Origin of the sequence: Sphingobacterium sp. B16(2022), assembly GCF_012030425.1 — a bacterium.
Taxonomy (GTDB): Bacteria; Bacteroidota; Bacteroidia; order Sphingobacteriales; family Sphingobacteriaceae; genus Sphingobacterium; species Sphingobacterium anhuiense.
Window position 1 is genome coordinate 1,849,501 of the sequence record NZ_JAAUVN010000001.1, and the last position, 23,911, is coordinate 1,873,411.

Sequence of the window (23,911 nt, forward strand, 5' to 3'; positions counted from 1 at the left end):
ATATTTACTTACATAAAAAACCTTTTATGAACCTCAGAACTAAATCTATTACTTTGGCCCTAGCAGCTCTCTGTCTAGCTGCATGCCAGAACAAAACCGTTAACGTTTCAAATGATAACGACTTTAAAGATAATTTGGACACCCTTAGCTTACAGGTCGCTGAAAATTATGTCCGAAACTACGCTAAACGTGCTGGTACGGTTGACTCAGTCTTTACTGAAGAAGGTATTTCTAAAATCAAGAAACTACCGGATACCCGCGCCGTATGGTTTAGTGTTGCGAGATTAAAAGCTTTAGTTGAAAAAATAGAAGCCGAAGGCGGTGATGGAATTCGTTTTTACTTTGCAACTTATGACAGTACTTACAATGCTAAAAGCAAGGAACATCAACCACCTCGACCTTACTGGAACCACAATACGTTAATTATGGTTTCGACCAAAGACAGTTTGAAAAGATACCATCGGGATTATTACAATGATAGAAAAGTTGGCGCAAATAACGGTATAAACGGTTTTATCATTGGCACTGTGCCTGAAAACCGTGGAGAGATGTGCCCACCTCCAGCAAATTGCAAGGATGTTGGAGCATTACTAATACATTAATAAGCCATAACCAACTCCCCAAAAAAATGATTAAAAATAACCGATGAGCATTTATTTGACAGTAAATACAATCGCGGAACTCATTTGCCTCCTTATTGGTTGTTTTTGTCTGTATAACGACAAAGAACCAATATGGAGGTTCTTTATTTTGTATTTAGTACTCATATGTCTTACCGAGATTTTCGCAATCCATATGCGCAAAGTATGGGAAATGTCCAATCTACCCCTCTACAACATTTTTCTAATAATAGAGTGTTTCAGCATTAGTGTCTTCTTTTACAACTTATTTAAAAAATATACGGACAGAAGTAAATGGCTTATGACCTGGTTATCTCTTTTCATCATCCTTTACAGCGCAGAACTCTTCAGCAATCAATTTTCTAATTTTGCTTTTAAAACTGCAGCTGCTATTTCCTTTGTATTTGTACTGGCAAGTTTATACTATTACTATCTATTATTACGGGATGAAAAGTATGAAAAATTAGACTCCTATGCACCTTTTTGGTGGGTAAACGGAACGCTTATTTTCTATTTTGGCAGCACGGCACTTAATATCTTCTTTGACTACCTGATCAGGGATCAATTATCACAATTTCAGCACTCTATTCGGTATATTATTTTCAACGTACTTAATATAACTTTATACTGTTGCTGGTCATACGCTTTTATATGCAGATATCATCAAAGGAAATCCTCGTCTTAATCAGTATAATAACGGTTATTTTCTTAACGATCCCGTTATTTCTGATTGCTTATATCAGGCTTTACAACGAGCGGAAGAATAAACATGCGGAAGAAAAAAGAAACTTGAAAAGCGCGTTCGAAAACGAACTTCTAAAATCTCAAATAGAAGTTCAGGAACAAACTTTAAAAACCATAGCTTACGATTTACACGACAATATTGGTCAAATTTTGGGCTTAACTGTCATTACGTTAAGCTCCATTGATCTAGAAAATAGAGAAAAGGCTGCAGAGAAGATCAGTACTGCCGAGGAATTAACGAAAAGATCCATAAAAGCCATTAGGTCAATTTCGCGATTATTACATGGTGAAGAATTGTTAAGCCGCGGATTAACCGGGGCTATTGCATTTGAGTTAGAATGGCTGGAAAAATCAGACCTTTTTACAATTACCTATCTAAACGACGCAAAAGACCTAAAAGCGCAACCAGAAAAGGAAACCATTATCTTCCGGCTTTTTCAGGAAATTCTAAATAATATCCTCAAGCACGCCCAAGCCACACAAATTACCATTAGTTTAGAATTATCGAACAACGTTTTAACATTATCCCTAGAAGACAATGGTATTGGCTTTGAAGTAAATCAACAATATGAAGGCATGGGTTTGCAGAACATCCAGAAAAGAGCAGCAATGATTAACGGGAATGCCCTATTTAGTTCTAAACCTGGATCAGGTACCAAAATCGTTATTACTATACCTTATTAATATCTTATCTATTTTATTATGACTGCCGATAAAATCATATCAATCGCAATTATTGACGACCATACCCTCTTCCGTCAGGGCATGATCAGCCTGCTTTCTGAATTTAAAGAGATCCAGATTGTTTTTAATGCCTCCAACGGTAAAGAGATGAAAGATAAAATTGTATGCAATCCAATTCCAGAAGTTATTTTGATGGATATCAACATGCCTGTCATGGATGGTTACGAATCAACCAGCTGGCTGAAGGCAAACTATCCTCAAATCAAAGTGCTCGCTTTAAGCATGTTTGATGAAGATAAATCAATTATCAAAATGCTTAAAAACGGCGCAGGAGGATATTTGCTTAAAGAATCTAAAACAAGTGAGGTTGTAGCGGCGATAAAAACAATTAACGACCATGGTTATTTCCTTAACGATCTTGTTTCTGGGAGATTATTAAGAAATATTCAGGACAACAAATCCGGTCAAAATATTTTAGCGGATTTGAGTGCGAATGAAATTAAATTTTTACAGCTTTGCTGTTCAGAAGATACCTATAAAGAAATAGCTGATCAAATGAATTTAAGCCCACATACGATTGATAATTACAGACAAAATCTGTTTCAAAAATTTGAAATAAAATCAAGAACCGGACTGGTGCTGTTTGCTTTAAAAAACGAGTTGTTTGTTTTATAAAACTGTAATCCGATAAAAAATAAGCCATCTCATAATCAAGATGGCTTATTAAATTTTTATTCCCATCTGTTAATAGGGAAATTAGAAAGATCTTAAGTAGTCTATTAAAAACAGACAAAAATATACATTACCAATTACTGATCGTATTCGATTTATCAATAATCTGTTTTAAGAGCGTATTAAGATGAGCATTCTCTGGTGAGCTTGCTGCAATTAAAAAGCTTCAATGCATCTGACAAGGATCTCAAATTCAAGGGCTAAGTACTGCATTAGAAAAATAAGCGACGACCCGATCAATGCGTTCAGACAGTCAAATTATAACCACTGATAACTAACTTATTACTTATTATTAATTTTTTAGGATATATTCCTTACCTCTTTCCTTAAACCTATTATTTAGCTTTTCAATTCTACTTTTATTGAAGTCCATAAACCTATAGTCAAGTGATGTCAAAGTATCCATAGCTGTTAAAAAATAAAATTGCTCTGCTTTTAGTTTCGTGTTAATTTCTTTCAGTAATAACTCTTCCAGCATGGGCAAGGTTTGCAGAATTTCGGGATTTTCCCAAACTTTCATACAATCAAATTCTAATTTTTTCAACTTTGTGAGTTTAGCTAAGCTTGGTAAGGTCTTTACTCTTGTAGCACCAAGTCTTAAAGACTGTAAGTTTTGAAAGTCTGCCAAAAAATCAACATTTTCTAACATTTTTATCGAAGTAATGCTCAGGTTGATCAGGGTCTCCTTATTAATTTGGTTAAAATCACTTGACGTTATACAATTATCAATACTCAAATGCCTAATATTGTTCAAAGTTTTGAAAAAACTAAACGAATTAATTGTAGTAGATAAATGTAGATTAGTCAATTTACTACAACTTGACAAAGGCTCTAACGCCATAAATTTTCCTGTCAAACTAATATTGGTCAGGTGATTTAATTTTTCAATAAAGGAAAGATCAAGCTTTTTTTTAGGTTCAAGTCGTAAACTTGTCAGTTGCTCCATTTCTGCAACTTCTTGTAAAGAAGTATTATTAAAACCATTGAAATAAAGCTTTTTGACATTACCCATTTTTGTCAATAATGACAATTCTTCATTTGTTATGATGCGATTGTCAGCAACACTCCAAACATGAAGAATTAAATCTGGTCTTACCTGAAAAACGATTTCATTTAGTTCTTTTAATACTGATAATTCTTCCGCTCCAAAAGCAAATGTTACAGAAGCATTAGGTCGCAATATTTGAATTGCATCATTCATTTTAACGTTTGTCCAAGGAACTCCGTTCATGGAATGAATCCATTTTTCTGCCATAACTTATCCTAACCAAAACCTATTTTAAACACTTATTACCAATTGTTGATCCTATTCGATTTATCAATAATCTGTTTTACGATTGTATTAAGATGAGTGTTCAATCCATTGGTGGCATCTTCTAAAATCAATTTGCCATTTTGGTCATAAATCGCCACTCTATCCTTCTTGCCTTTAACAAGATTTAGCGTCGTCCAGCCACTATTGCCATAGCCACTTCCAGCTCTGAAAGTTCCTTCGTACCATCTTTTAAGTTCAAAAGTAGGACTGTTGACCCGAATCTTGCCATCTTTAAAAAGAAAGGACAAGGTATACGACAGGTCATAATTATAATTCGTTTTTCCAAAACCACCACTGCTATGTCTTACAGGTATCGCTTTTTCTTCATAGGCTGTCAGTGTAATACTTTCACCTTCCAGGACACTGAGGCCTTTTTGAGGATTGCTGTACAGCGAATTAATGGCATTGAGTACGTTCTTGTACAAATCCGCCTGTTTTACGTTAGGCACATCTACTACCGCAAAATCGTTATTGTCGTTAGATACAAAACCGTTGGCTGTTAATTTGAAATATTGCGCAAAACTCAGCTGTGTAACCAGCAAAAGTATCACCATACCTAGCATTTTCTTCATATTCATCATTTTGAAAATTTTCAATTCTACCTTTGTTGCTGGATTCGTGATTTAAATCATGAATAATCCAATTTGGATCAACAAAAATATAATTATTTGTCAAATGGCAAAAAATAAGTTTTTAGAGATGCGTGATTTTCAGAAGGCCACGTTTTTATTTTATGGTAAATTACCAATCATTGATCGTTCCAGATTTATCAACAATTTGTTTTATAAGCGAACTGAAATAAGGGCGAATGCACAACAGCCGTTTGGCAAAATAAAACACTAAAAACCGAAAGCATGACCGCTAACAAGGTATTGCCAAAAGAGGGGCTGAAGGAAATCTATTAAACTTTTTAACTATATTTGAATAGGTATTTCTATTAAACGCGATGTTAAAAATCCCCGTGGCAACTTTATGATTCGCCAACAGCTAAATATAAACAAAATGTCAAAATCAGTCCTAACCATAACATTAAACCCCTGCATTGATAAAAGCAGTACGGTTAAAGGGCTAGTACCCGAAAAGAAACTGCGTTGTGAAGCTCCAAAATATGAACCTGGTGGCGGAGGTATTAATGTATCACGCGCATTAAAAAGATTAGGCATAGCATCAACTACAATTCTTACATCGGGAGGCAGGACAGGGAAACTTCTTGAAGAGCTTTTGCAAAAGGAAGAGCTTGATATTTTGCCGTTGCCGGTTGGAAATGAAACAAGAGAAAACTTTATTGTTGTAGATATTTTAAATAATCAGCAATTCAGGTTCGGTTTTCCGGGGCAACCTATATCTGAGGAAGAACAAATCAATATTTTAAGAACTATTGAAAGTATAAGTACTTTTCCCGAAATAACGATTATAAGCGGCAGCTTACCTGAACAAGTTAAGCCGGACTTTATAAAGGACATTATTCAGATATGTAAGCACAAAAACAGCAAAGTCATTGTAGACACCTCTGGTAAAGCATTGGAAATAGCTGTGAACGAGGGTGTTTTTCTCGTGAAGCCGAATATTGGAGAATTAGCAGCTCTTTCAGGAAAAAGCGAATTGACCGAAACTACAATGGATGAAGCCGCCAAAAATTTGATACAAAACGGTAAAGCGGAAATAATTGTTGTTTCTTTAGGTGCTAAAGGTGCTGTACTGTATTCTGAAAAAGGAAAGATACAACAAGCCGCACCGCTTGTAAAAGTCAGGAGTACTGTCGGAGCAGGAGATAGTATGGTCGCAGGTATGGTTTCTGTTTTGGTAAATGAGGGAAATGCGGAAGAAATATTGCGTATGGGCATTGCTTGTGGTACAGCGACCACAATGGCAGAAGGAACTGGGCTTTTTTTGAAGGAAGACGTAGATAATTTATACCAATATCTCCTCCAAAAGCATAAGGGCAATGGTAAATAATCAACCGGTTTAGATGTGAAAAATACGGTAAAATTACTCAAATAAAAAAGTCTTGCAGCATTTATGTGAATACCATCTGTGAAAATTTTATCATTAAAAAAAACGTTTACATGATTGTAAACGTTTTTTTAAAGTACCGTCCATATGTCTTTTTAAACTGCTATAACCCCAGTGAATCTTTGATCTGTTTGTTAGATTCTCTTAAAATTGAATCCACGTTTGTATAATTGTTTTCTTTGAAAAATTTGTTATTATTGATCAAATCTTTTTGGACTAATTCATAATATTCAACAGGAATTCCTTTAGCTACAAATTCTTTTTCATTTAAGTTGAACACCATTTTGTTGTCTTTTACAGCAAGATTTTCATAAAGCACAATTGAAAGCTTTTTTAGCAAAGCATTTTGTTCTGGAGTTCGTAGACTATCAGGTGTCTGCTGCGCATAATGGTAATCAGGTCTAAAATAGGGCTCTTCCTTCTTAGTTTTCGTTACTTTTTTATTTTCTACTGTTCTATTACTATTCTCGCAAGAGAATAATAATAAAATTATAAATGGAATAAAAATAAGCTTTTTCATACTAACAAGATAACCATTTTTATGTTGTTGCCTTCCAATTTGCTTTACCTCCATTAGAATCAGTAGTTTGAAAGGTAAGACTAACAGAGATATTGGAAGCATCAAGACCTACATCTATTGAAGTCCATGATACATGGCTTCCTTACATATTTATGAATTGACTTTCCGAATAACAGGTTGGAATACTCCCGAACTTTCCATTTTGAGACTTTAAGATACTTAGCAACATTATCCATAACATCCGTGGAATCACTTTTAATGCACCACTATACAACTGAGCATATTGTTACTTATGCAAAAAACGCATTAAATAATCGTAAAATAGCATTTTTTTGCATTAATACATTTGATACTTTTACACTTAGAAAGAGGATAAGATATATTTAAAATTAGATAATAACTAAGCTTAAAATCACATCTATTGTATTTAGAATCATGATATACGAATTATCCCATAGATCATTGAAATACAAAAAAACTTCAATTCAACTTTAAAAATATGATTGCAAACCATCCAGAAATAAAAATACGCAAGGCAGTTGCTGCCGACAGTGAAAAGCTGTGGCTTCTGATGAAAGAATTGGCAGTCTTTGAAAGTTACATCGAATCTTTTGCTATTACACCAGATATCGTTTTAGAAAGTGGCTTTAAAAAAAGTCCTCCTGACTTTTACGCTATCGTTGCTGTAGATGGGGATTCACTCGTAGGTATGCTGGTATATTACTTTCTTCCGTATACGGCACAGAACAGACCGTCGATCTATTTAAAAGAACTATTTGTGGATACCAATTACAGAGGTCAAAAAATCGGAGAACAGTTAATGAACGCATTACGTATCGAAGCTGAGCATAACAACTGTGCACAAATAAAATGGACCGTAGCACCTTGGAACGAATCTGGAAAAAAATTCTACGAACGGCTGGGTGCAAATGAGAATACAGAATGGTTAAACTATGAGTGGAACATTTCAAAATAAAAAACATGGAAAAAATCAATATAAAAAAGGTCACTTTAAGTGATATAAAAGATTTACAAAAAATTGGAAAACAAACGTTTTTCGAAACATTTTCCGAAAGCAATACGGAAGAAAATATGAAAAAATATCTTGAGGAAGGTTTTTCAATAGATAAGTTGACAGAAGAACTGACCAATCCGTATTCAGAGTTTTATTTTGCTTTAGATAATCAGGAAGTGATAGGATACTTAAAAATAAATGTTGGAGAATCTCAAACTGAAGAGCAGCATCACGAAAGCTTGGAAATAGAAAGGATTTACGTATTGCAGGATTATCACGGAAAAAAAATCGGTCAGATTCTTTACGAAAAAGCACTACAGATCGCATTGGAAAGAAAATCTGAATATGTATGGTTAGGTGTTTGGGAAGAGAACCCGAGAGCGATAAGCTTCTATAAGAAAAATGGTTTTATAGAGTTTGACAAACACATATTTGTTCTAGGTGACGATGAGCAAACTGATATCATGATGAAAAAAATGCTGTAGTCATCTTTTAATATGAAAAGTAAAAATCTGTTTATACTGCTTCTGATTCTTGGAACAGCTTTTTGGGGCATTTCATTTCCGGTCACAAAGACTGCCATAGGAAGCGGGTCATCGTATACATTTTTATTTTACCGATTTTTTCTGGCCACAATAATTCTTTCGATACTTTTTTTTAAGCATTTTTCTAAAATAGATAAGAGCATATTAAAAAATGCTCTTCTCCTAGCTGTACCACTCACGTTCGGAATTAGTATGCAGACATTAGGAGTCAAGATGACCTCAGCCTCTCAATGTGCTTTTATTGCTGGCATCTGTGTTGTAATAATTCCCATTATAAAACTGGTTTTCTATAGAAATATAGTAAAATTAAAAATTTGGTTGGCAGCTACAGTTGCGTTGATGGGTTTGATGATAATCTCCGTCAATAAAAACTTCAGCATTGGACTAGGTGACTTGTATACATTTATCGGCGCCATAGGATTTGCAGTCTATTTAATAAAAGTGGAAAAGTATAGTCTACTGAAGAATATTTTACCTACGATTGTTCCTATGTTTTTCTTTTGTACCATTATTATGTTTGGTTTTACAGTTATGGATAACAATACAGTATGGATTCCGCAAAATGAAGGTTTTTGGTTAGGTATTTTGTACTGTTCAATATTTTCAACAGCCTATATGTATACCATATCCAATATATCCCAGCGATATATTTCCGCTGAAAAAGTAGCTATTATTTACTTGTTCGAACCTATTTTTGCAGCAGTGGCGGCCTACTTTATTTTAGATGAGAGTTTATCCATAAAATTATTGCTCGGAGGAAGCCTCATTTTTATTGGAACTCTGATCTCGGAATTGAAGTTTAAAAAGAAAAGAACTTTAGAATTGTCAGAGTGAGCATCCTATCTCTACATTACTTTTTATCCCATCAACAAAGGCTAAAAACTTTTCAAAGGTAGCAACCAACAAATTTCCAAAATCAAATATTCCCTGCATAGTGAATTTAATTTTGTTAATCTATTTTACAATCACTACATTTATAAAGAAAACCAAATATGATATAAGAAAAAATAGAGCTTTTAACTTTATAAGTTTAATAAAATGAAGATACCCGCTATCAATATTCGATATATCCTTATACTTTTTCTAGGAGCCATCGTATTCCAATCCTGTACAAAAACAACGCCCGAAGAACCAAAAGTAATACCTGAGCCAGAACCTGAGAAAGGTCCAGACCCGATCAAAGATCAGACATATGTTTACAGCACGGAGAGCCTATTGGAATTTAGCCTTTATCAAAATAATGAGTTGCTATCTTCATTTGCACAAACTGATCAAGATAAGAACTTCAAGAACCGTCCAAAATATTTCAGGCCTCAGGCTATGACCCTCAAAAAGGATTCACTGTTCATTACTAAAGCTGGTGGCTACAAAGAGTCGTATAAAATAAAATGGGAAAAAGAAGATTTGTTTATTTATCAGGATCAAGACAAGGATTGGAAACACTTTGCCACCAAGAACGACAAAAATGAGATTTCATTAAATATTGCACTCTATAACAGCCAATTAAAAAGCGAGAATTCCAATGCCCTCCGCTCGGGTCAGCTTTACAATCCATCGTCGATCAATGACATATTGAGTGATAAAAGTAGAGCCGCTATGAAAACAATCTGGTTAAAGATCAAGATTATTTATGTACCCGAAAATGTAAAGTCATGAAAGTAAAAATACTCATCATATTATTGCACCTATTTTGTTTAAACGTCATAGCACAAGAAGTCGACGATGACAGAGATAGGATTTTCACCAATAAAAATATTGAGAAACTATACCTGGGTGCAATTATGAAGATCAGTTCGCTCAATGAGGATAATTATGAATTTATTGAAGCTCCAAACCTTCCGCCTGTAGACTATTTACAGACAACAGATGTCACGCTCATAGTTCCGAGCAAATCTGCGATGATCAATTTTATAATGAAAGATTTTGATGAGGATGTATTACCAGTAATAGTAAGCGAATCGTCACCCAATACCCAAAAAGTAGCATCTTATGACAAGTTAGGGGCATTTTTTGGTCAAAAAATTAATGCAGAGATAATGCTTGCGGTCAACCCAAAAGCTAAAAATTCCAAATCCCTATATGCTACAAGATTCACCAATCTTATCTATAGTTTAGATTGTATGCCTGACCATGCCAAAGCAAAAGCACATGCAGCGATGAAAGGTCTGGATCCAAAGGACTACATGTATGTTGATGGAATCTCCTTTGGCAGGGCTGCATCAATTTTCATGGAGTCTGATGCGGACTATGAAACGATAAAAGCATTGATAGAAAAAAAATATTATAAAAGAGAACTAACCGAGCAGGACGAGGCAATCTTGGCAAATTCAACCATTCATTTTCAAATTTCGGATACAAAGCAAGTAGACCTTCAGGACGGAGACCCCTTTGAAATCATTCGTCATTATATGACTACTCCTATTACAAAAGAGGATTTCCTAAGACCAATCTGGTTTACTGGAGTTGATTTAAAAGATGGCTATATGGTCTATACGCCGTAGAAATATTTGAACAGGATCACATCTAAAAGATTATCCATGGCACAAAATATAAAACCTAATTACGGGTTGGATATGATGGCGCCGGATAATCCCTGTCGACATGCATTTTGTTGATCAAAATATCGTTGATCCGCTGACGCATGCGCTTATCATCGACCGAGATTTTTAGAATTTTGTTGCTATAATAGGTATCGCTTTTAAATTCGCTTTCTATTTTATTGGCAAATGTGGGGGCCAGCGATTTATATGCAAATGAAAGCTCAGTTTCGTTTTCTGCTATTTTTTTTACGGTCAGTGTCCAGATAAACCCGTATTCAAAAAATAAAAAGCTTTTTTTTATCGGCACAAACTGCGTTTTTTTGCCTTTTAACTTGTAATTATAGAGCATATAAATACTTGGTTTGGAAACGTCTTTTGCTGCCGCTGCGACCAACTTATTATACTCTTTTTCGTTATCAACAAGAATTTCAGTACTTAAACCTTTCTCCTGGATTTCAAAGGTAGCCGTACTATCTGTATGCGCCAGGGCTTTAACCTCCATATCCTGATCAATGTACCAGCCGGGCATATCAGGGATAGCATCTTTTACACGTTCAAAACTTGCCTTTAATTTGGTTGGGAGCAATTTACTGGTCACCGTTTGCGCATGCAGACCATTCGCTGCAGCGATAAAAAGAAGCATTATACAAAGATATTTTCTCATCATGATTATATTCATTTAGCAACACTAAGAACTCCCGTAAATTACAAGTTTTATCGCTGGCAATCTATGACCAATTTATATTTGAGGGTCATCGTTTACAATTCGTAAGGTATTTGTCTCCATTCGTGCTCTTTGATATTATATACGCCACTACCCGGCAGACGAATTGTTGTACAACTGAGCATCTGATTGTCAGTGACAATGGAGATGTTTTCTTTTTTCACAACAGCTGTCACTCCCTAAATTGCTTTATTGTTTTCCTTTTGGAAGACTTAAAATCTCTTGTTTAAATTCTTTTGTCAAAACCGGTAACAAGTCATCATAATCGAACAACACCATTGGGGTAATTTGAATGTGCTCAACAGGATACCAATTTTTTGCAAACGTTAGTAAAGCTTGTTTTGCTTTATCGATTTGCCCTGTCAGATAAAAAAGTCTTGCGGCATTTATGTGAATATTATCTAGGAAAATTTTAGCAGCAAACTTTTCATAATAGGCTAGACCTTCGTCCGTATTCCCTGACTCTAACATAAAGTGAAGCAGGTATTCTGCTCCTTTTTCACTATCAAATGTCAATTTTGGACGATACTGCTTCAATTGTGCAATAAATTCAGCAGTTGATTTACCGTCATTTATAATTTTGAGCGGTTTACGCGAAATACTCAAATCATTTTCACCCTTTAGTTTAGCTAAATGACGTTCAATTTGAAACCTATAAGTACGTATCTGATGTTCAGGTAAATTTAATTTTTCTTTTTCAATTAAGAAATTGCTGTAAAAAGTCTCTGCTCTTGAAATACTTCCCGTCATTAGAGCTGTATTTGTGTATGCAGAAAAGTGTTCACTTAAAACGTTTCCAGCATACCATTGGTCATTAAATGGCAAACCACTTTCATCGTTTGTCATCGCGATTTCGTAATTGCTCTTGAAGTAATTTATCTCCGCATGAACAATAGCTTTCTGAGGTTCAAAGCCTTTTATTTGCTCTAACTGCTCTAGACCAATTTCAATTTGTCCACTTCTTAAAGTGTCCAAAATATCTCGTAATTTTTTCGGTATTTTTACTATGCTCATGTTCGTTTTTTCAATATGGATACTTTTCTAAATTAGATCTGTAATGGGCTTTATTTTCATATTATGGCTTCCTAATTTTTCCATTACTTCTCTAATGAGTTTTTCTCCAGAAAGTACAAGAAATAAATAGTTTTCATTAATTCCTACATATTGAACAGAGCTAGAATTCATCTTATGTTTCTAATCTTGTTTGACATTATTGAGATAATACTCCCGCCTAGCAATAGACCCATCAGCATGGTATACAATGCACTCCCCATTTTTTCTTCCTTTTTTAAATTCTGTAGTTATCAATAATACTCCATCTGTGTAAATCTCTGTCATGCCGTCCAATTTCCCGTCCACCATTTGATTTCTAATGTAAATATCTCCATTATCATCGTAGATCGTTATCTCTTTGCTGTGATCTTTTCTAAATAGCGTTTTACTTCTAGCCAGACCATTGTCCGTAATCAACTGACTGACAAGAAAACCATCTTCATAAACAGATGTTATAGCAGAGCCATCAACAGCGGTCCAGTTGAAAGCTCCAGAATACGGAGTCTTTGGATCATTCTGTCTATAGGTGATTCCATTCGAGATTATAATTTTATATGGGCTATTTAAATTTTCTTTAGACATCTTTTATTTTTAAATAAGACAATGTTCACTCCTATTAATTTTGATCATATCCCCTTGTTTCCTTACCAACTTTAAAATTAACATATTTTTAGAAAAAGTTAATGGTCAATTATAATAACACCTAGTATTCGTTCCTAAAGACTGTTAACATAACTATCCAAAATATTTCCGATGATACTTTTCTTTTTTAAGTTGGTAGTCATATGGATGCTCTTTGGTTATATGATATCCCTCACAAAATTCACAGTGGTACACATACCGCGGAGTTGCAGTTTTAGCACCGAAACCTTTATTTCGATGCTTTCGTCGCACAGGATTTTTCAGCCATTTCCGAATCCGCCATTTAAGCCAATGAATAAAGAAGGTCGCTTCTGCCACACCGTTGAATCTTACTTTCCCAGTTGCTCGGCATTTGCGCCTCTCGATCACTTCGTTGATCTCGATACTGTAAAACACACTGTCCACAAACTTTTTATAACTACTCATGATATTTCCTCCTTTCAGTCATTGCGATCTTATTCTTTTTATCTTCTGGGCAGAAACTGAGCATTCCTCTTTCTTCGTATAAAAGCACACCAGCATCGCGTATAGTACTGTATACCTCTTGCTTATCGCTTCGATAATGTACAGATGCTGTGACTAATTTATTCTTGGGCACACAGTCCCACCGCTTGATTGTAAATCCTTCCCAACGGCTCATTTCTTCAACGAAAGCACGCAATGGTATATTTTTATAAATGCGCACTTTACGGGTCCACATTTTAGCGATCTCAAAATCCATATTCTCCATACGGAATAGCGTATCTTTAGGTACACTGGATTTAGAAGACTGTGTTGCCACCAGTACCCCAAGATCACCGGGACAATACATCTTCTTACTTTTCTTAAGACTGTACGCGTATAGATCCAACTTTCCATTATTGAGTACTATCTTGGTCGATTCTTTTTCCGCTTTAATCACAAAATCACTGGCCGTTGCCGTCACTTTACCCTTAACAGTACCAATAATAAATGTTTTCTCACTGGTCACTACATAAGCCTCACCGATCAAATCAATATAAGATGTGTCCCTTTTCTGTATCGGGTAGCGCACCCAGGTCTGTGCATTCATCCTGATACGTGTACCATCTTCAGTCTCCAGGACACATTGCTGTCTCGCCTCCGTGTAGATCTCTAGATTTGCGATCGTTGGCTCTTCATGATTCCCTGCCCTTCTCTCAATTTTCAACACACCCTCTTTTGTCCTGCTGATCAATAAATCCCCTACCTGCTTGATTCTGCCGACATGATCGGGGTAAACTTTAATCCAGGTCGATTTACCGACAAGAAGCATACAGGAAGACTCTTCAGAAGGAATATCTCCATCATTAGCAAAGTGCAGACTGTTGTTTCCAGCTGGAAATATATAGGTAACCTCTTGCCTTAAAGCAAAATATATTAGCGTAGCGAGTCCAAAAAATAAGAGGGTTGCCACGGCAACAGCCCAGTAAATATTTTCTTCCTTTTGTACTTTAACCACTTTTTCCTTTTCGGCTTTTAAGGCTTTCGCTTTTTCGATAATCGCATCAACATCCGGTTGCCAATCCTGCAGAATACCTTTAGGCAATTGTCCGCCCAATCCCCGCAACACCTCTATAACCATAAGCTCGTATTCATCTTCCGAATACCTGGTCTTCTCCCGTTCCAACAATTCCTCTTCCTCCACAGTTAGCTGTTCCAATAACTGCTTTTTGATTAACTCTTTTATATTTATATCTGTGTGTCCCATTGTGTATAGTTCTAATGCATGAATAACTCAATTAACTGTTGCGCTCACCGTCTTAGCAACTTCCGGATCTTCTTTTTTGCAGAACTCAGCAAGTTCCTGATTCGTTGAGCCTTGAGGTTATGGACTTTTTCCAACTCCTTATTATCCATTCCGTCCACTTTAGAGGCTATAAAAATCTCTTCTTCCTTTGGTGTAAGCTGTTTTGCGTACTGCAGCAGTTCATCGAGCGTCTCTTTATAGACCAGAGCCGTATCGGCCTGTTCAGAACTGCGTAGGTTTTCATGATCTTCAATCGGTTCTTTTAGTCGTATTCTTTCGGACCGAAGCGTACTAAGTGCTGTATTCCGGGCAATGACCATTATCCATGCAAAAGGATCTTCCAATTTCCCTATCTTTTTATGATCCGTCCATATCGCGATCAGGGTAAGTTGATAAACATCTTTTACCAATTCATCATCATTCTGGATGCAACGGCTTATCTGCTTCACCAGCTCAGGTCCATGCAGCTCCATGATAAGCCGGAGTCCCAGATCCGGATCATCAATTAATATTCTAAATGCTTCATCTACCATATCTTAGGTTTTATGTCCATTTCTCTACTATCTCTAACATAAAAAGTGAAATTATACCCTTGATAGTCAATTAATTAAAAATTAAATGAAAATACAGACGGTATATTTCCCATAGTTGGGATAGTTATATATACAGGAAATGGAATTTATAAATGGTAATATAAAGATACAAAACAATTATTAAATAAACAAATACAAATATCTGATTAATAAATAGTTGCAATAATTTAGCGACATGAAATTGAACTGCAAAAACTGAAGGAATAAAATTCAAAAGGTTCATTAAAGTTGGAAAATGAGTCAGTTAATACAAGGGACTACAATTAACTAACAAGTTCCCTTTTATCAAATGATGAATTCTGCATAGTCAAGAAATGAATTCTACCTAACACACGATATAATGTTAGCTATACCTTTGAGATACGATATTAATACAACTAAGAAAAAATTAAAATAAACGATCATGCAAGAGCAGACAAATAGAAAAGGACAATTTGGAAAACCACCACACAACGTAAGGTTTGCAAGCACAAGCTATGCATCCACAGCGCTATGCTGCAGGATGGTTGACCGAATTGGGCTCCGCCATCATTCTTTGAAAGGAAGCTGTTGTTGCGCCGGTCCAGTCAGGGATGCACATGGACGTAAGTTTACAACCTTCCCCTACTGGGTACAGGGGAAAACAAAACAGTTTGGCCGAATGAAACAATGTCCCGACGCCATAATTACTGTAGGCACACTTACGGGTGAGCCGGGGCCAATTAACTAACACAATTATGATAAAGTATAAGATTGCAACATATTATGGCATGGTTTTCACTAACCGGCTCTAATCCTACGCAGCCTAGCAACTATCAATTAGTGGGTTCAACGCCTCCTCCGGGATGTAGCGGCACAAATCAAATCTGTGCAATTCAGGCAACTGATAATGCTGGACAACCAGTATTATCTGCAGCATTGAAAGATGAAATGATTTTAGCCCTACATAACAGGAATGCATCTACCAATGTACAGTTAAAGACTTAGTAGGATTATCCAACTTAACTAAAGCCTAAGAACTGGGTTCTGAAGCAAAATATACGGAATAGAACGGGGTAACCATTGGCTACCCCGTAACTGTTTTATAACACCTCTTCAAAAAACAAGACCTCTAAGGGTCGTATTTCCTTCTTAAGTATTAATCCATACGCCTTCAGTTGTTGATTCAACTTCTCCAAGCTCGAGTAATCATCAACCTGAATATTGATCTTAACTTCTGCCTCATCGATGATTGGAGGAAAATTCCCCTGATAATCGATCATAAAAGCAAGAACATTTGTTCCCTCTACACCTCCATCGCTTTTTAATGGTGGCATATTTCCCTTTTCTACTTTCAGCTGTTTGATCACCAAGCAAGGCAATTCCTTAGTCGCCCAATATACGTTCAATCCAAAAAATGAATTGAGATCATCAAGTATGGTCTGTGCCTGCTCCGACTCTGATCTACTCATTTGATCATACCGCTCATAACAAATTCCATTTTTAATTAACCATTCAATATTTCCATCCTTCCCTTTAAAATATTTGTACCGACTAGAATCTTGTACCTTCCATATAATACGTTCATCTTTCATTAAAAATGTTGGTTTTTTTATTTTACTCCAAACGGCTGTATAAGCACCAAGAATATCCATATTATAAAAAGTAGCCTTTTGCTGATTAGTTATGGAATCGGACACGATCTGGATTCCTGTCGTTTCTACCCCATCTTTATATCCGGATATTTCCACAGAACCAATTACCTTTCTTTGTTCCAAAGCATTCCCTTCTTCTTTCAAGCCATCATTAAAATCTGACTTCAAAGGCAACTTAATGAAACCATTTTTATAAAGCAGCTCAACATTTTCATTTTTCACAAAATCAGAATGAGTTACGGCCTGCACCTTATGTTGATAAAGCCACGTGGTATGTGGCACACCCTTATGCGGGAAATAGCTCCTTAAAAGATCAGCCGAATATATCGTTGGTAAACTGACTTTGTTCTCCTTCAAAAAACTATTCGTTTGAAAGAATTTCTCAATTGTCTTTTGATCCTGCCAGGTCACCAAAATCACTTGCAGTTTATCCCCCAATTCATTTTGAAGTTTTTGCAGTTTCGGCATAGCCGCAATGCAATTGCTACAAAAGGTATCAAAAAAATCCAGAATTACTACTTTATCACGAAACGAATTAATATCGATATTACTCTGTTTATAATTAAGAACAGGCTGAATTGGTATATCCGGCATCACCTGCCCTATTTTCAGTTCTTGACTACGGTCGATTTGTTTTTGTGCCCAGACTATTGGGCACAAAAAAATCATGATTGCTATTATTATCAGTTTCTTATTCATTAGATTATCTTTTATTTTGAGGCATACCAGACTCTGAAATCACTAATTCTGGTATCAAGTGTGCATATTTTAAACTATTGGGTTCTAAACGATATTCCTTTCCATCGATAACACGTACCAATGTCTTTTTAAAGCGTTCATCTTGATTCAGCCGTTTCAGATCAGACCAACGCTGACCGCGAAATATCAATTCCTTTCGGCGTTCCGCTAAAATTATACGTAGCAATTTATCTGGATCATTTTCCGCTACCGGAGTGAAATGATTAGCATCGATCCGATTTCTCAATAGCATATTGATATCTAACAAGGCCTGAGTGACTTTACCCGTACGGACAGCAGACTCTGCACGGATCAGATAGACCTCGCTGGTGGTCAAGCCCACAAAAGGCTGTGCATCTGAATTATCATAAGACCCTTTGAAAGCATAAGTTCCAAAATCAAAATCATTGGGTTGAAAAAACAATGTCTTTCGATAGTCATGAAGCTCATATGTCAGGTATAAATTTGAATCCACTCGAGCCATATACTGAGACAATACCGACGAATACTGTCCCGTTGCAGGGAAAAGTACCTCTTTATTAAAACGTGCAAAGGGAAATCCTTCATCTTGATCAAGCTCTTTGTAGTCCAACAGCTCAGGCTGCAATTGCAAGCATGAATCAGCGTAAGCATAAGCCAGAGCGTAATTTTGCAAATCTAGATATACCCGGGCCAAGCCCGCATAAGCAGTTGCTTTATAAGGCCTACCCTTCAACACTTCCGACACGGGAAGATAAGCGATGGCCAATTTATAATCTGAGATGATCTGTTCATAAGTTTCTTGCAAAGTTGCACGTACCGATTTATAATCCATATCTGGGCTCATTCGCAAGGGAATGCCCATCTCTTGAGATGCAGTACTTTCTTGGTAAGGCAAGGTAAAAATAGCGGCCACCTGATGAAAGGCAAAAGCACGAAAGAAATGAGCCGCTCCAATTACTTTATTGTATTTTTGAGCATCCTGTTTTGAATCCAGTTGAGACAGCACATCCAATATTTGATTACTCAGATACACTTTTTTATACGGAATCTGCCATTGATTGTTTAAATTAAACTTGTCAACTGCCCAGATATAGGTTTGCTGATCTTCATATTCTGATACAGAATACCAATCAGAAGCATTCAGATAATAATCATCATTCGCCATCTCACCTAAGGTAGGATAACCGGTATTCATGGCTGAATAATCGTTCAATAGCAATTCACAATGTGCTAACGTCTTAGGAACCGCCATCTTCTGATCAGGCTTCAAATCCAAAAAATTGGAACAGGAAATACCAAAAAAAGCGAAGTTTAGCATCAGGATATATTGTATAATTCTTTTCATGATCATACTGTTAAAGGTTAAAATTAATACCCATAGATACAGACAGCGGATCAGGGATTGCATCTCCAAATTCAGGATCCAGCCCCAGCTTATTCGCTCGCCATATCGTTCCAGGATTTTGGATATAGGCGTACACTCGCGCATTCTTTATTCCTGTATTTTTCAAAAGAGGAACTGAATAACTTAATTGGATGTCGCGAAGTTTTATCTGATCTGCCCGTTCAATCAAAGCAGATGAATAATAGTAAAGCTCTCCTGCAAAATTGTTGTTGGGGTACGTAAAAGCTGGCACATCTGTCCATTTTTCATCTCCAGGCTTCTGCCAACGTCGAGCATAGTCCGAATGCCCCACTCCCTGATCTATAAAATATTTGTTGTAAAATGAAGAACGCATAAATTTATGCCCTAGCTGATAGGATATATTAAAGGATATCTCAAAATTTTTATACGAGAAATTATTTCGAAAAGATCCAAAATATTTTGGTTGTGAAGTACCATGGTTTTCTAGATCGTCAATAGTACTATTGAATACGATCGAAAAATAATCATCCGATATTTCTCCGTCGAGGTAACCCCGGGGCATTCCAGTAGTTGGATCCAAACCTGCCCATTTATACGTCAACAAACTATAAAGGTCATACCCTTCTACAGCTGTCATCGGACTTGAATATGGCCCCGGTATAAAATTATTACCTCTTCTGTTTTCAATATAAGATTTAACCACTTTTGTCCTATTGTAGGCGAAAACCAAATTAGAAGTCCAGTTAAACTCGTTATTATTGATATTTACAGTATTCAACGAAATATCAACCCCACGCCCATCCAGGTCAGCAGAATTTATATCCAGAGAACTATATCCCGTAGTCGGATCAATCATGGCTCCCGCTATTAAATCTTTGGATCGCTTTCTATAATATTCCAATGCCCCCGATATCCGATCTTTAAAAGAAAAATCCAATCCCAAATTCAACATTCCCACACGCTCCCAACGTAAATTGGGATTTGGAGGAGATTGCATACTGGCATAAGGCTGACCTGTAGTATAATCAGGAGAAGGCTGTATATTGATGATCGGATAAGCAGCCGTACTATTATTGACATTACCATTGTACCCATAAGTGGCTCTTAATTTCAATAAAGGGAATAGCTGATCATTAATGAAAGATTCTTTAGAGAGTAACCACGCTCCTCCTATGGACCAAAAGGGTTGACCACGACCATTTGTTTTTACACCAAATAAATTCGACGCATCTTTACGCGCACTTCCACTAAAAATATAACGGTTGTTATACGTGTAGGTTGCATTTGTAAAATACGAAGTATAACGATTTGTATAAGCACCTAAATAGGAATAATCATACAGAAAAACCTGTCCTGCCGTTCCATTTAAAGCAGGAATTAATTTACCGGTTTGTACAGGCTGATGGGTCAAGAATTCAGGATCATACCCCCAATAAGCAGTGTTTTGAACAGAACTTCTGATCTGTCTCACCTCAACACCCGCTATGGCATTTAAATCATGGAGTTCATTCCAATTCTTTTGAAAATCCATCTGGTACCGTGCCTGGTGCGTATCGTTATTATTGTGGGAAGTATTGAGGTAATCACCAACTGGTAAATTCCACGTCACTTTATCCTTATCCCATGATGCCCGATAATTAATTGTTTCACGCAAATGAACTGATCCTATCCCCTGCCAATTTTCTATCGGCTGAACTGCGCGCTGATAAGCATATTGAAGTGAAGCATTTAGAGATGGTAAGATCTGATAATTAACTTTGGTATTTAAAAACGTTTCTCTAATATTGGTTAAAATGTGGGTATCATATAACTCATCTAATGGTCGATATTTCCAATCCAACAATCTTCCTCCTGCTACAGTATCTCTGAATATCGGATTAAAGCCAATAGCATCCACAACCAACGGATTTCCATGTTCATCGGCCATTTTCATGTAGGGGGCATTTCCTTGACCTCTCCCCATAAGATTATAACCGACCATAGCCGTGTTAGCATCCTTCCTTTTCGATTCAGTGTAAGTAATTCCAAGATCCAATGTCAGATTTTTAATCGGTCGAAGTTGTGTGTTATTTTTAACGGTCAAACGGTTATAAGAGGAGGTCACGACATCGTCCAAGTTTTTATCATAACCAATAGAAAAAGAAGTATTCATCTTTTCTGAACCTCCGCTTAACTGCACATTGTATTGCTGGTTCATAGACTCACGATAAATGTATTTCAAGAAATCCTCCCGCATATCGATACCCCGCAATACATCCAGTTGTCGATTCAAATCAAGTTGGTTCAAATCACCTTCTTTGTGCTTTTTCAACAATTGAATCACGGGTGTCAAATTAACATCGTATCGATTCATACGACTGTTCCAATAGCCTTTATCAAACAGTTCTTTTTCCAGATCGATATAATCTGATGTATTCATCTGGGAATAATAATACAGATCGGGTTTCTGTGCAATAGTCACATTACTGTTCACTGAAAGCTGAAAAGGCTGGTTGTATTTACCACGCTTAGTGGTGATCACGATGACCCCATTACCAGATTGAGCTCCCCAAATAGATGAAGCCGCAGCATCCTTTAGTACGGTGATATTCTCGATATCATTCGGGTTGATATTATTAAATGTTCCAATATATTTATCGAATGACCACGGATAAGGTACCCCATCAATTACTACCAAAGGATTTATATCAGAATTCATTGTACTTTCACCACGAATTTTAATTCCTAAATATCGACCGCGATTTGGCGCATATGTTTTATTCGTAGATATACTCGGCACCACATCTTCCAGCCTACTCACAAAATCTGCCGAAACCTTCCGATTGAATAACTTATTATCCACAAATTCAAAGCTTCCGGTCGCCCTTTCTTTGGGTATTTTCTGGTATCCCGTAGACACCACTTCTACCTCGTCAATTTGATTTTCGACAGGATTTAGTTGCACAGACAACACCACACCAGATGTATAATCCAGCTCCAGGGTTTTGTAGCCGACAGAGGTGAACTTCACTTTGCCGCTACGCTGGGATATAGCAATACTGAAAGAGCCATCTTTCTTGGTTGATGTCTTCACGTTATCCGATTCAACACGCACAGATACAGCTTGTAATGGCTTCTTATCTACAGCAGAAATAACCGTTCCCTGCAACACATAATTTTGCTTATTCTGAGCTTGTGCGGATACTGATCCAAAAGTCATCAACAGCAGTAAGATTAATGGTGCTGAAAACACTGATTTTCCCAATCGACTCATAAAACTCTCATTCACATCATCTCTAACACCTCCTTGCTTTTGATTTGAAAAGCATTTTAAGCGATTAGACTGATTATTAATGCAAAACCACTCAGATACCTGACAAAAGAAATTGGATCGCTTAAATCCTCTTATTTGAGATAAAGCACTTTCAGTGTAGGGATCAAGTATGGATGAAGCATAGATAAAGCGTTGATAGTGCGTCAGTAGTGCGTAAATGGGTACCGTTTTACGCACTATCCATGCATTACCAGTACTTAGCATACGCATTACGGACGCTTGGGCAACACATGGAAAACTAAATCCAAATACTTTCCTAGCACAAGCCAGTCCAAGCACTGCTAAGCTACTAACCTCAGTAGCTCTTTGGTAGCTCTCCAGTACATTCCCAGTACCTTTTGGGTACCTTTTCGGTAGGGCATTGGTGAATAAACCGTACACTGAACGTACATTAACCATGATTTTAGCAAGTACATTCTTCATGAAAATCATAAAAAAAGCAAAGCCACTGGTTCGGATCTTGTTCGGGCTTTCTTTTAACCTTCTTTTACCCTTGTAGTAAGTTTCCCCGTAACTGCACCACACTTGTACCGTAGTTGCACCGTCCTTTTCCTGGTGCAGGGACGGGAGAGGTACGGTGCCCATACGGTGCAACGACGGACGGAGGTAAAACAAGGTCCGAAGCGGGTTAAAAGCAGGTATATAGCGGGTACCTCTCAGAAAATGCCTCAATTTGCTGTTTGCCACATCCAGTAAACTTCTACTAACTTTCTTTTCCCTGTCTTGCCCCCTTTTTCTACTTCCACTTGACTTTTGCTCGACTATCCTTCGACTTTTCATGCACTGTAGCCGATGAAATCCCGATGCCAAGTCGAAGCCCAGTCGCAGAAACTTAGAAGTTGGTGTTAAGTTGGTCAGGAAAAAATCAGAATTTATTAACCCTTCCATTTTTCCAGTTTTTCTTTGCCTACCTTCTGCTATTTCTTTGGTATTTCCTTGCTTGTTTATTGCCGATTCATTGCCGTTTGTCTGGCATTTCATTGCCAATTCGTTACCGTTTCTAGGCTTATTCTTTACTTCTTGCAGGCTTCTCCTTGCAGACTCCGTTACACCTTGCTTGCCTTTTCTGTGCTCTTTTATTACTGTTTGCTCGGTATATTGACAATCAGCTATCAAAGATCTACCCATGGATTGCCGAGCCAACCTATACTCAGGTACAAGGCAGTCCCTAAGGATAACCAGACTTTCACCAGCAATGTATAAACGAAAGATTAAACCATCACTAGTTGCATGTGCAATATTATTTTCTAGCGCTTTTTTAGCAACAGAAAATTCAGTTAATTCCGTCTGCTTTTTGCTCAACAGCACACCTTCCCTTTCAGGCTTAAATAGTTTCCGGAGATAATCCCAGAACTTGACTATATATTGTATGTTTATGTTCATTATTTTATTTTTTTGGACATAAAGCTTCC

Annotated in this window: 24 protein-coding genes; 11 read left to right on the forward strand and 13 right to left on the reverse strand. The window is 36.7% G+C overall.

The window, feature by feature from the left end; all coding sequences use genetic code 11:
- Positions 1-26: 26 nt before the first annotated feature.
- The 3 genes from HCX49_RS08155 to HCX49_RS08165 all read left to right on the forward strand — a co-directional run bounded on the left by HCX49_RS08155 (position 27) and on the right by HCX49_RS08165 (position 2,723).
- Complete coding sequence (locus tag HCX49_RS08155) at positions 27-602, forward strand: hypothetical protein (RefSeq protein ID WP_168126742.1); 576 nt, start codon at positions 27-29, stop codon at positions 600-602.
- Between the two features lie 669 nt (positions 603-1,271).
- Positions 1,272-2,048: a sensor histidine kinase gene (locus tag HCX49_RS08160; RefSeq protein ID WP_168126743.1), complete on the forward strand. Its 777-nt coding sequence runs from the start codon at positions 1,272-1,274 to the stop codon at positions 2,046-2,048.
- 18 nt (positions 2,049-2,066) lie between these two features.
- Complete coding sequence (locus HCX49_RS08165) at positions 2,067-2,723, forward strand: response regulator transcription factor (protein ID WP_132768642.1); 657 nt, start codon at positions 2,067-2,069, stop codon at positions 2,721-2,723.
- A 349-nt stretch (positions 2,724-3,072) separates the two neighbouring features.
- Here the strand turns inward: HCX49_RS08165 and HCX49_RS08170 are convergent, their stop codons facing one another.
- Both HCX49_RS08170 and HCX49_RS08175 read right to left on the reverse strand, forming a co-directional pair.
- Positions 3,073-4,035: a hypothetical protein gene (locus HCX49_RS08170; RefSeq protein WP_168126744.1), complete on the reverse strand. Its 963-nt coding sequence runs from the start codon at positions 4,033-4,035 to the stop codon at positions 3,073-3,075.
- A 35-nt stretch (positions 4,036-4,070) separates the two neighbouring features.
- Complete coding sequence (locus tag HCX49_RS08175) at positions 4,071-4,667, reverse strand: DUF4468 domain-containing protein (RefSeq protein ID WP_168126745.1); 597 nt, start codon at positions 4,665-4,667, stop codon at positions 4,071-4,073.
- A gap of 430 nt (positions 4,668-5,097) precedes the next feature.
- Here HCX49_RS08175 and HCX49_RS08180 point away from each other — a divergent pair, with 430 nt between their 5' ends.
- Positions 5,098-6,051, forward strand: a complete 954-nt coding sequence (locus HCX49_RS08180) for a 1-phosphofructokinase family hexose kinase (RefSeq protein ID WP_168126746.1) — start codon at positions 5,098-5,100, stop codon at positions 6,049-6,051.
- Between the two features lie 160 nt (positions 6,052-6,211).
- Here HCX49_RS08180 and HCX49_RS08185 read toward each other — a convergent pair whose 3' ends face one another.
- On the reverse strand, positions 6,212-6,682 hold the full coding sequence (locus HCX49_RS08185; RefSeq protein WP_168126747.1) for a hypothetical protein: 471 nt from the start codon (positions 6,680-6,682) through the stop codon (positions 6,212-6,214).
- Positions 6,683-7,127: 445 nt separating this feature from the next.
- On the opposite strand from HCX49_RS08185, the gene HCX49_RS08190 reads away from it, so the two are divergent.
- From HCX49_RS08190 to HCX49_RS08210, 5 genes are all read left to right on the forward strand, one after another.
- Positions 7,128-7,604: a GNAT family N-acetyltransferase gene (locus HCX49_RS08190; protein WP_168126748.1), complete on the forward strand. Its 477-nt coding sequence runs from the start codon at positions 7,128-7,130 to the stop codon at positions 7,602-7,604.
- Between the two features lie 5 nt (positions 7,605-7,609).
- Complete coding sequence (locus tag HCX49_RS08195; RefSeq protein ID WP_168126749.1) at positions 7,610-8,128, forward strand: GNAT family N-acetyltransferase; 519 nt, start codon at positions 7,610-7,612, stop codon at positions 8,126-8,128.
- A gap of 12 nt (positions 8,129-8,140) precedes the next feature.
- A complete protein-coding gene (locus HCX49_RS08200; RefSeq protein ID WP_168126750.1) occupies positions 8,141-9,022 on the forward strand; it encodes a DMT family transporter in 882 nt (293 codons plus the stop codon).
- A gap of 204 nt (positions 9,023-9,226) precedes the next feature.
- Positions 9,227-9,844 (forward strand): hypothetical protein, encoded by a 618-nt coding sequence (locus HCX49_RS08205; protein WP_168126751.1) that lies wholly within the window; start codon positions 9,227-9,229, stop codon positions 9,842-9,844.
- Positions 9,841-10,689, forward strand: coding sequence for a hypothetical protein (locus tag HCX49_RS08210; RefSeq protein ID WP_168126752.1), 849 nt, complete (start codon positions 9,841-9,843; stop codon positions 10,687-10,689). The genes HCX49_RS08205 and HCX49_RS08210 overlap by 4 nt, the downstream gene beginning before the upstream one ends.
- A 55-nt stretch (positions 10,690-10,744) precedes the next feature.
- On the opposite strand, the gene HCX49_RS08215 is transcribed toward HCX49_RS08210, so the two are convergent.
- The 7 genes from HCX49_RS08215 to HCX49_RS08245 form a co-directional block, all read right to left on the reverse strand.
- Complete coding sequence (locus HCX49_RS08215; RefSeq protein ID WP_168126753.1) at positions 10,745-11,395, reverse strand: transcriptional regulator; 651 nt, start codon at positions 11,393-11,395, stop codon at positions 10,745-10,747.
- A gap of 246 nt (positions 11,396-11,641) precedes the next feature.
- Positions 11,642-12,466, reverse strand: a complete 825-nt coding sequence (locus HCX49_RS08220) for a hypothetical protein (protein ID WP_168126754.1) — start codon at positions 12,464-12,466, stop codon at positions 11,642-11,644.
- Between the two features lie 27 nt (positions 12,467-12,493).
- Positions 12,494-12,637, reverse strand: coding sequence for a hypothetical protein (locus HCX49_RS08225; protein ID WP_168126755.1), 144 nt, complete (start codon positions 12,635-12,637; stop codon positions 12,494-12,496).
- Between the two features lie 9 nt (positions 12,638-12,646).
- Complete coding sequence (locus tag HCX49_RS08230; protein WP_168126756.1) at positions 12,647-13,087, reverse strand: toxin-antitoxin system YwqK family antitoxin; 441 nt, start codon at positions 13,085-13,087, stop codon at positions 12,647-12,649.
- A 153-nt stretch (positions 13,088-13,240) separates the two neighbouring features.
- On the reverse strand, positions 13,241-13,573 hold the full coding sequence (locus tag HCX49_RS08235) for a hypothetical protein (protein WP_168126757.1): 333 nt from the start codon (positions 13,571-13,573) through the stop codon (positions 13,241-13,243).
- Complete coding sequence (locus tag HCX49_RS08240) at positions 13,566-14,855, reverse strand: FecR domain-containing protein (protein ID WP_168126758.1); 1,290 nt, start codon at positions 14,853-14,855, stop codon at positions 13,566-13,568. The genes HCX49_RS08235 and HCX49_RS08240 overlap by 8 nt, the downstream gene beginning before the upstream one ends.
- A 44-nt stretch (positions 14,856-14,899) precedes the next feature.
- Complete coding sequence (locus tag HCX49_RS08245; protein WP_168126759.1) at positions 14,900-15,427, reverse strand: sigma-70 family RNA polymerase sigma factor; 528 nt, start codon at positions 15,425-15,427, stop codon at positions 14,900-14,902.
- 463 nt (positions 15,428-15,890) lie between these two features.
- Here HCX49_RS08245 and HCX49_RS08250 point away from each other — a divergent pair, with 463 nt between their 5' ends.
- Both HCX49_RS08250 and HCX49_RS08255 read left to right on the forward strand, forming a co-directional pair.
- The gene (locus HCX49_RS08250; protein WP_168126760.1) at positions 15,891-16,196 is read left to right on the forward strand and encodes a hypothetical protein; all 306 of its coding nucleotides are present in this window, start codon (positions 15,891-15,893) and stop codon (positions 16,194-16,196) included.
- Positions 16,197-16,231: 35 nt separating this feature from the next.
- Entirely contained in the window at positions 16,232-16,453 is a 222-nt protein-coding gene (locus HCX49_RS08255) for a hypothetical protein (protein WP_168126761.1), read from the forward strand.
- A 95-nt stretch (positions 16,454-16,548) separates the two neighbouring features.
- Here HCX49_RS08255 and HCX49_RS08260 read toward each other — a convergent pair whose 3' ends face one another.
- From HCX49_RS08260 to HCX49_RS08270, 3 genes are read right to left on the reverse strand one after another with little or no spacing between them, the layout of a single operon-like run.
- Positions 16,549-17,799: a TlpA family protein disulfide reductase gene (locus HCX49_RS08260; RefSeq protein WP_168126762.1), complete on the reverse strand. Its 1,251-nt coding sequence runs from the start codon at positions 17,797-17,799 to the stop codon at positions 16,549-16,551.
- A gap of 4 nt (positions 17,800-17,803) precedes the next feature.
- The gene (locus tag HCX49_RS08265; protein WP_168126763.1) at positions 17,804-19,165 is read right to left on the reverse strand and encodes a RagB/SusD family nutrient uptake outer membrane protein; all 1,362 of its coding nucleotides are present in this window, start codon (positions 19,163-19,165) and stop codon (positions 17,804-17,806) included.
- 10 nt (positions 19,166-19,175) lie between these two features.
- Positions 19,176-23,882 (reverse strand): SusC/RagA family TonB-linked outer membrane protein, encoded by a 4,707-nt coding sequence (locus tag HCX49_RS08270; RefSeq protein WP_168126764.1) that lies wholly within the window; start codon positions 23,880-23,882, stop codon positions 19,176-19,178.
- Positions 23,883-23,911 lie beyond the last annotated feature (29 nt).

Bases quoted from the DNA above. Each gene is read 5' to 3' on its own strand.
- HCX49_RS08175 (WP_168126745.1), bottom strand. From the start codon at position 4,667: ATGAAGAAAATGCTAGGTATGGTGATACTTTTGCTGGTTACACAGCTG.
- HCX49_RS08200 (WP_168126750.1), top strand. From the start codon at position 8,141: ATGAAAAGTAAAAATCTGTTTATACTGCTTCTGATTCTTGGAACAGCT.
- HCX49_RS08195 (WP_168126749.1), top strand. From the start codon at position 7,610: ATGGAAAAAATCAATATAAAAAAGGTCACTTTAAGTGATATAAAAGAT.
- HCX49_RS08180 (WP_168126746.1), top strand. From the start codon at position 5,098: ATGTCAAAATCAGTCCTAACCATAACATTAAACCCCTGCATTGATAAA.
- HCX49_RS08250 (WP_168126760.1), top strand. From the start codon at position 15,891: ATGCAAGAGCAGACAAATAGAAAAGGACAATTTGGAAAACCACCACAC.
- HCX49_RS08255 (WP_168126761.1), top strand. From the start codon at position 16,232: ATGGCATGGTTTTCACTAACCGGCTCTAATCCTACGCAGCCTAGCAAC.
- HCX49_RS08190 (WP_168126748.1), top strand. From the start codon at position 7,128: ATGATTGCAAACCATCCAGAAATAAAAATACGCAAGGCAGTTGCTGCC.
- HCX49_RS08155 (WP_168126742.1), top strand. From the start codon at position 27: ATGAACCTCAGAACTAAATCTATTACTTTGGCCCTAGCAGCTCTCTGT.
- HCX49_RS08170 (WP_168126744.1), bottom strand. From the start codon at position 4,035: ATGGCAGAAAAATGGATTCATTCCATGAACGGAGTTCCTTGGACAAAC.
- HCX49_RS08205 (WP_168126751.1), top strand. From the start codon at position 9,227: ATGAAGATACCCGCTATCAATATTCGATATATCCTTATACTTTTTCTA.
- HCX49_RS08185 (WP_168126747.1), bottom strand. From the start codon at position 6,682: ATGGAGGTAAAGCAAATTGGAAGGCAACAACATAAAAATGGTTATCTT.
- HCX49_RS08220 (WP_168126754.1), bottom strand. From the start codon at position 12,466: ATGAGCATAGTAAAAATACCGAAAAAATTACGAGATATTTTGGACACT.
- HCX49_RS08270 (WP_168126764.1), bottom strand. From the start codon at position 23,882: ATGAACATAAACATACAATATATAGTCAAGTTCTGGGATTATCTCCGG.
- HCX49_RS08210 (WP_168126752.1), top strand. From the start codon at position 9,841: ATGAAAGTAAAAATACTCATCATATTATTGCACCTATTTTGTTTAAAC.
- HCX49_RS08260 (WP_168126762.1), bottom strand. From the start codon at position 17,799: ATGAATAAGAAACTGATAATAATAGCAATCATGATTTTTTTGTGCCCA.
- HCX49_RS08235 (WP_168126757.1), bottom strand. From the start codon at position 13,573: ATGAGTAGTTATAAAAAGTTTGTGGACAGTGTGTTTTACAGTATCGAG.
- HCX49_RS08225 (WP_168126755.1), bottom strand. From the start codon at position 12,637: ATGAATTCTAGCTCTGTTCAATATGTAGGAATTAATGAAAACTATTTA.
- HCX49_RS08215 (WP_168126753.1), bottom strand. From the start codon at position 11,395: ATGATGAGAAAATATCTTTGTATAATGCTTCTTTTTATCGCTGCAGCG.
- HCX49_RS08165 (WP_132768642.1), top strand. From the start codon at position 2,067: ATGACTGCCGATAAAATCATATCAATCGCAATTATTGACGACCATACC.
- HCX49_RS08240 (WP_168126758.1), bottom strand. From the start codon at position 14,855: ATGGGACACACAGATATAAATATAAAAGAGTTAATCAAAAAGCAGTTA.
- HCX49_RS08230 (WP_168126756.1), bottom strand. From the start codon at position 13,087: ATGTCTAAAGAAAATTTAAATAGCCCATATAAAATTATAATCTCGAAT.
- HCX49_RS08160 (WP_168126743.1), top strand. From the start codon at position 1,272: ATGCAGATATCATCAAAGGAAATCCTCGTCTTAATCAGTATAATAACG.
- HCX49_RS08265 (WP_168126763.1), bottom strand. From the start codon at position 19,165: ATGAAAAGAATTATACAATATATCCTGATGCTAAACTTCGCTTTTTTT.
- HCX49_RS08245 (WP_168126759.1), bottom strand. From the start codon at position 15,427: ATGGTAGATGAAGCATTTAGAATATTAATTGATGATCCGGATCTGGGA.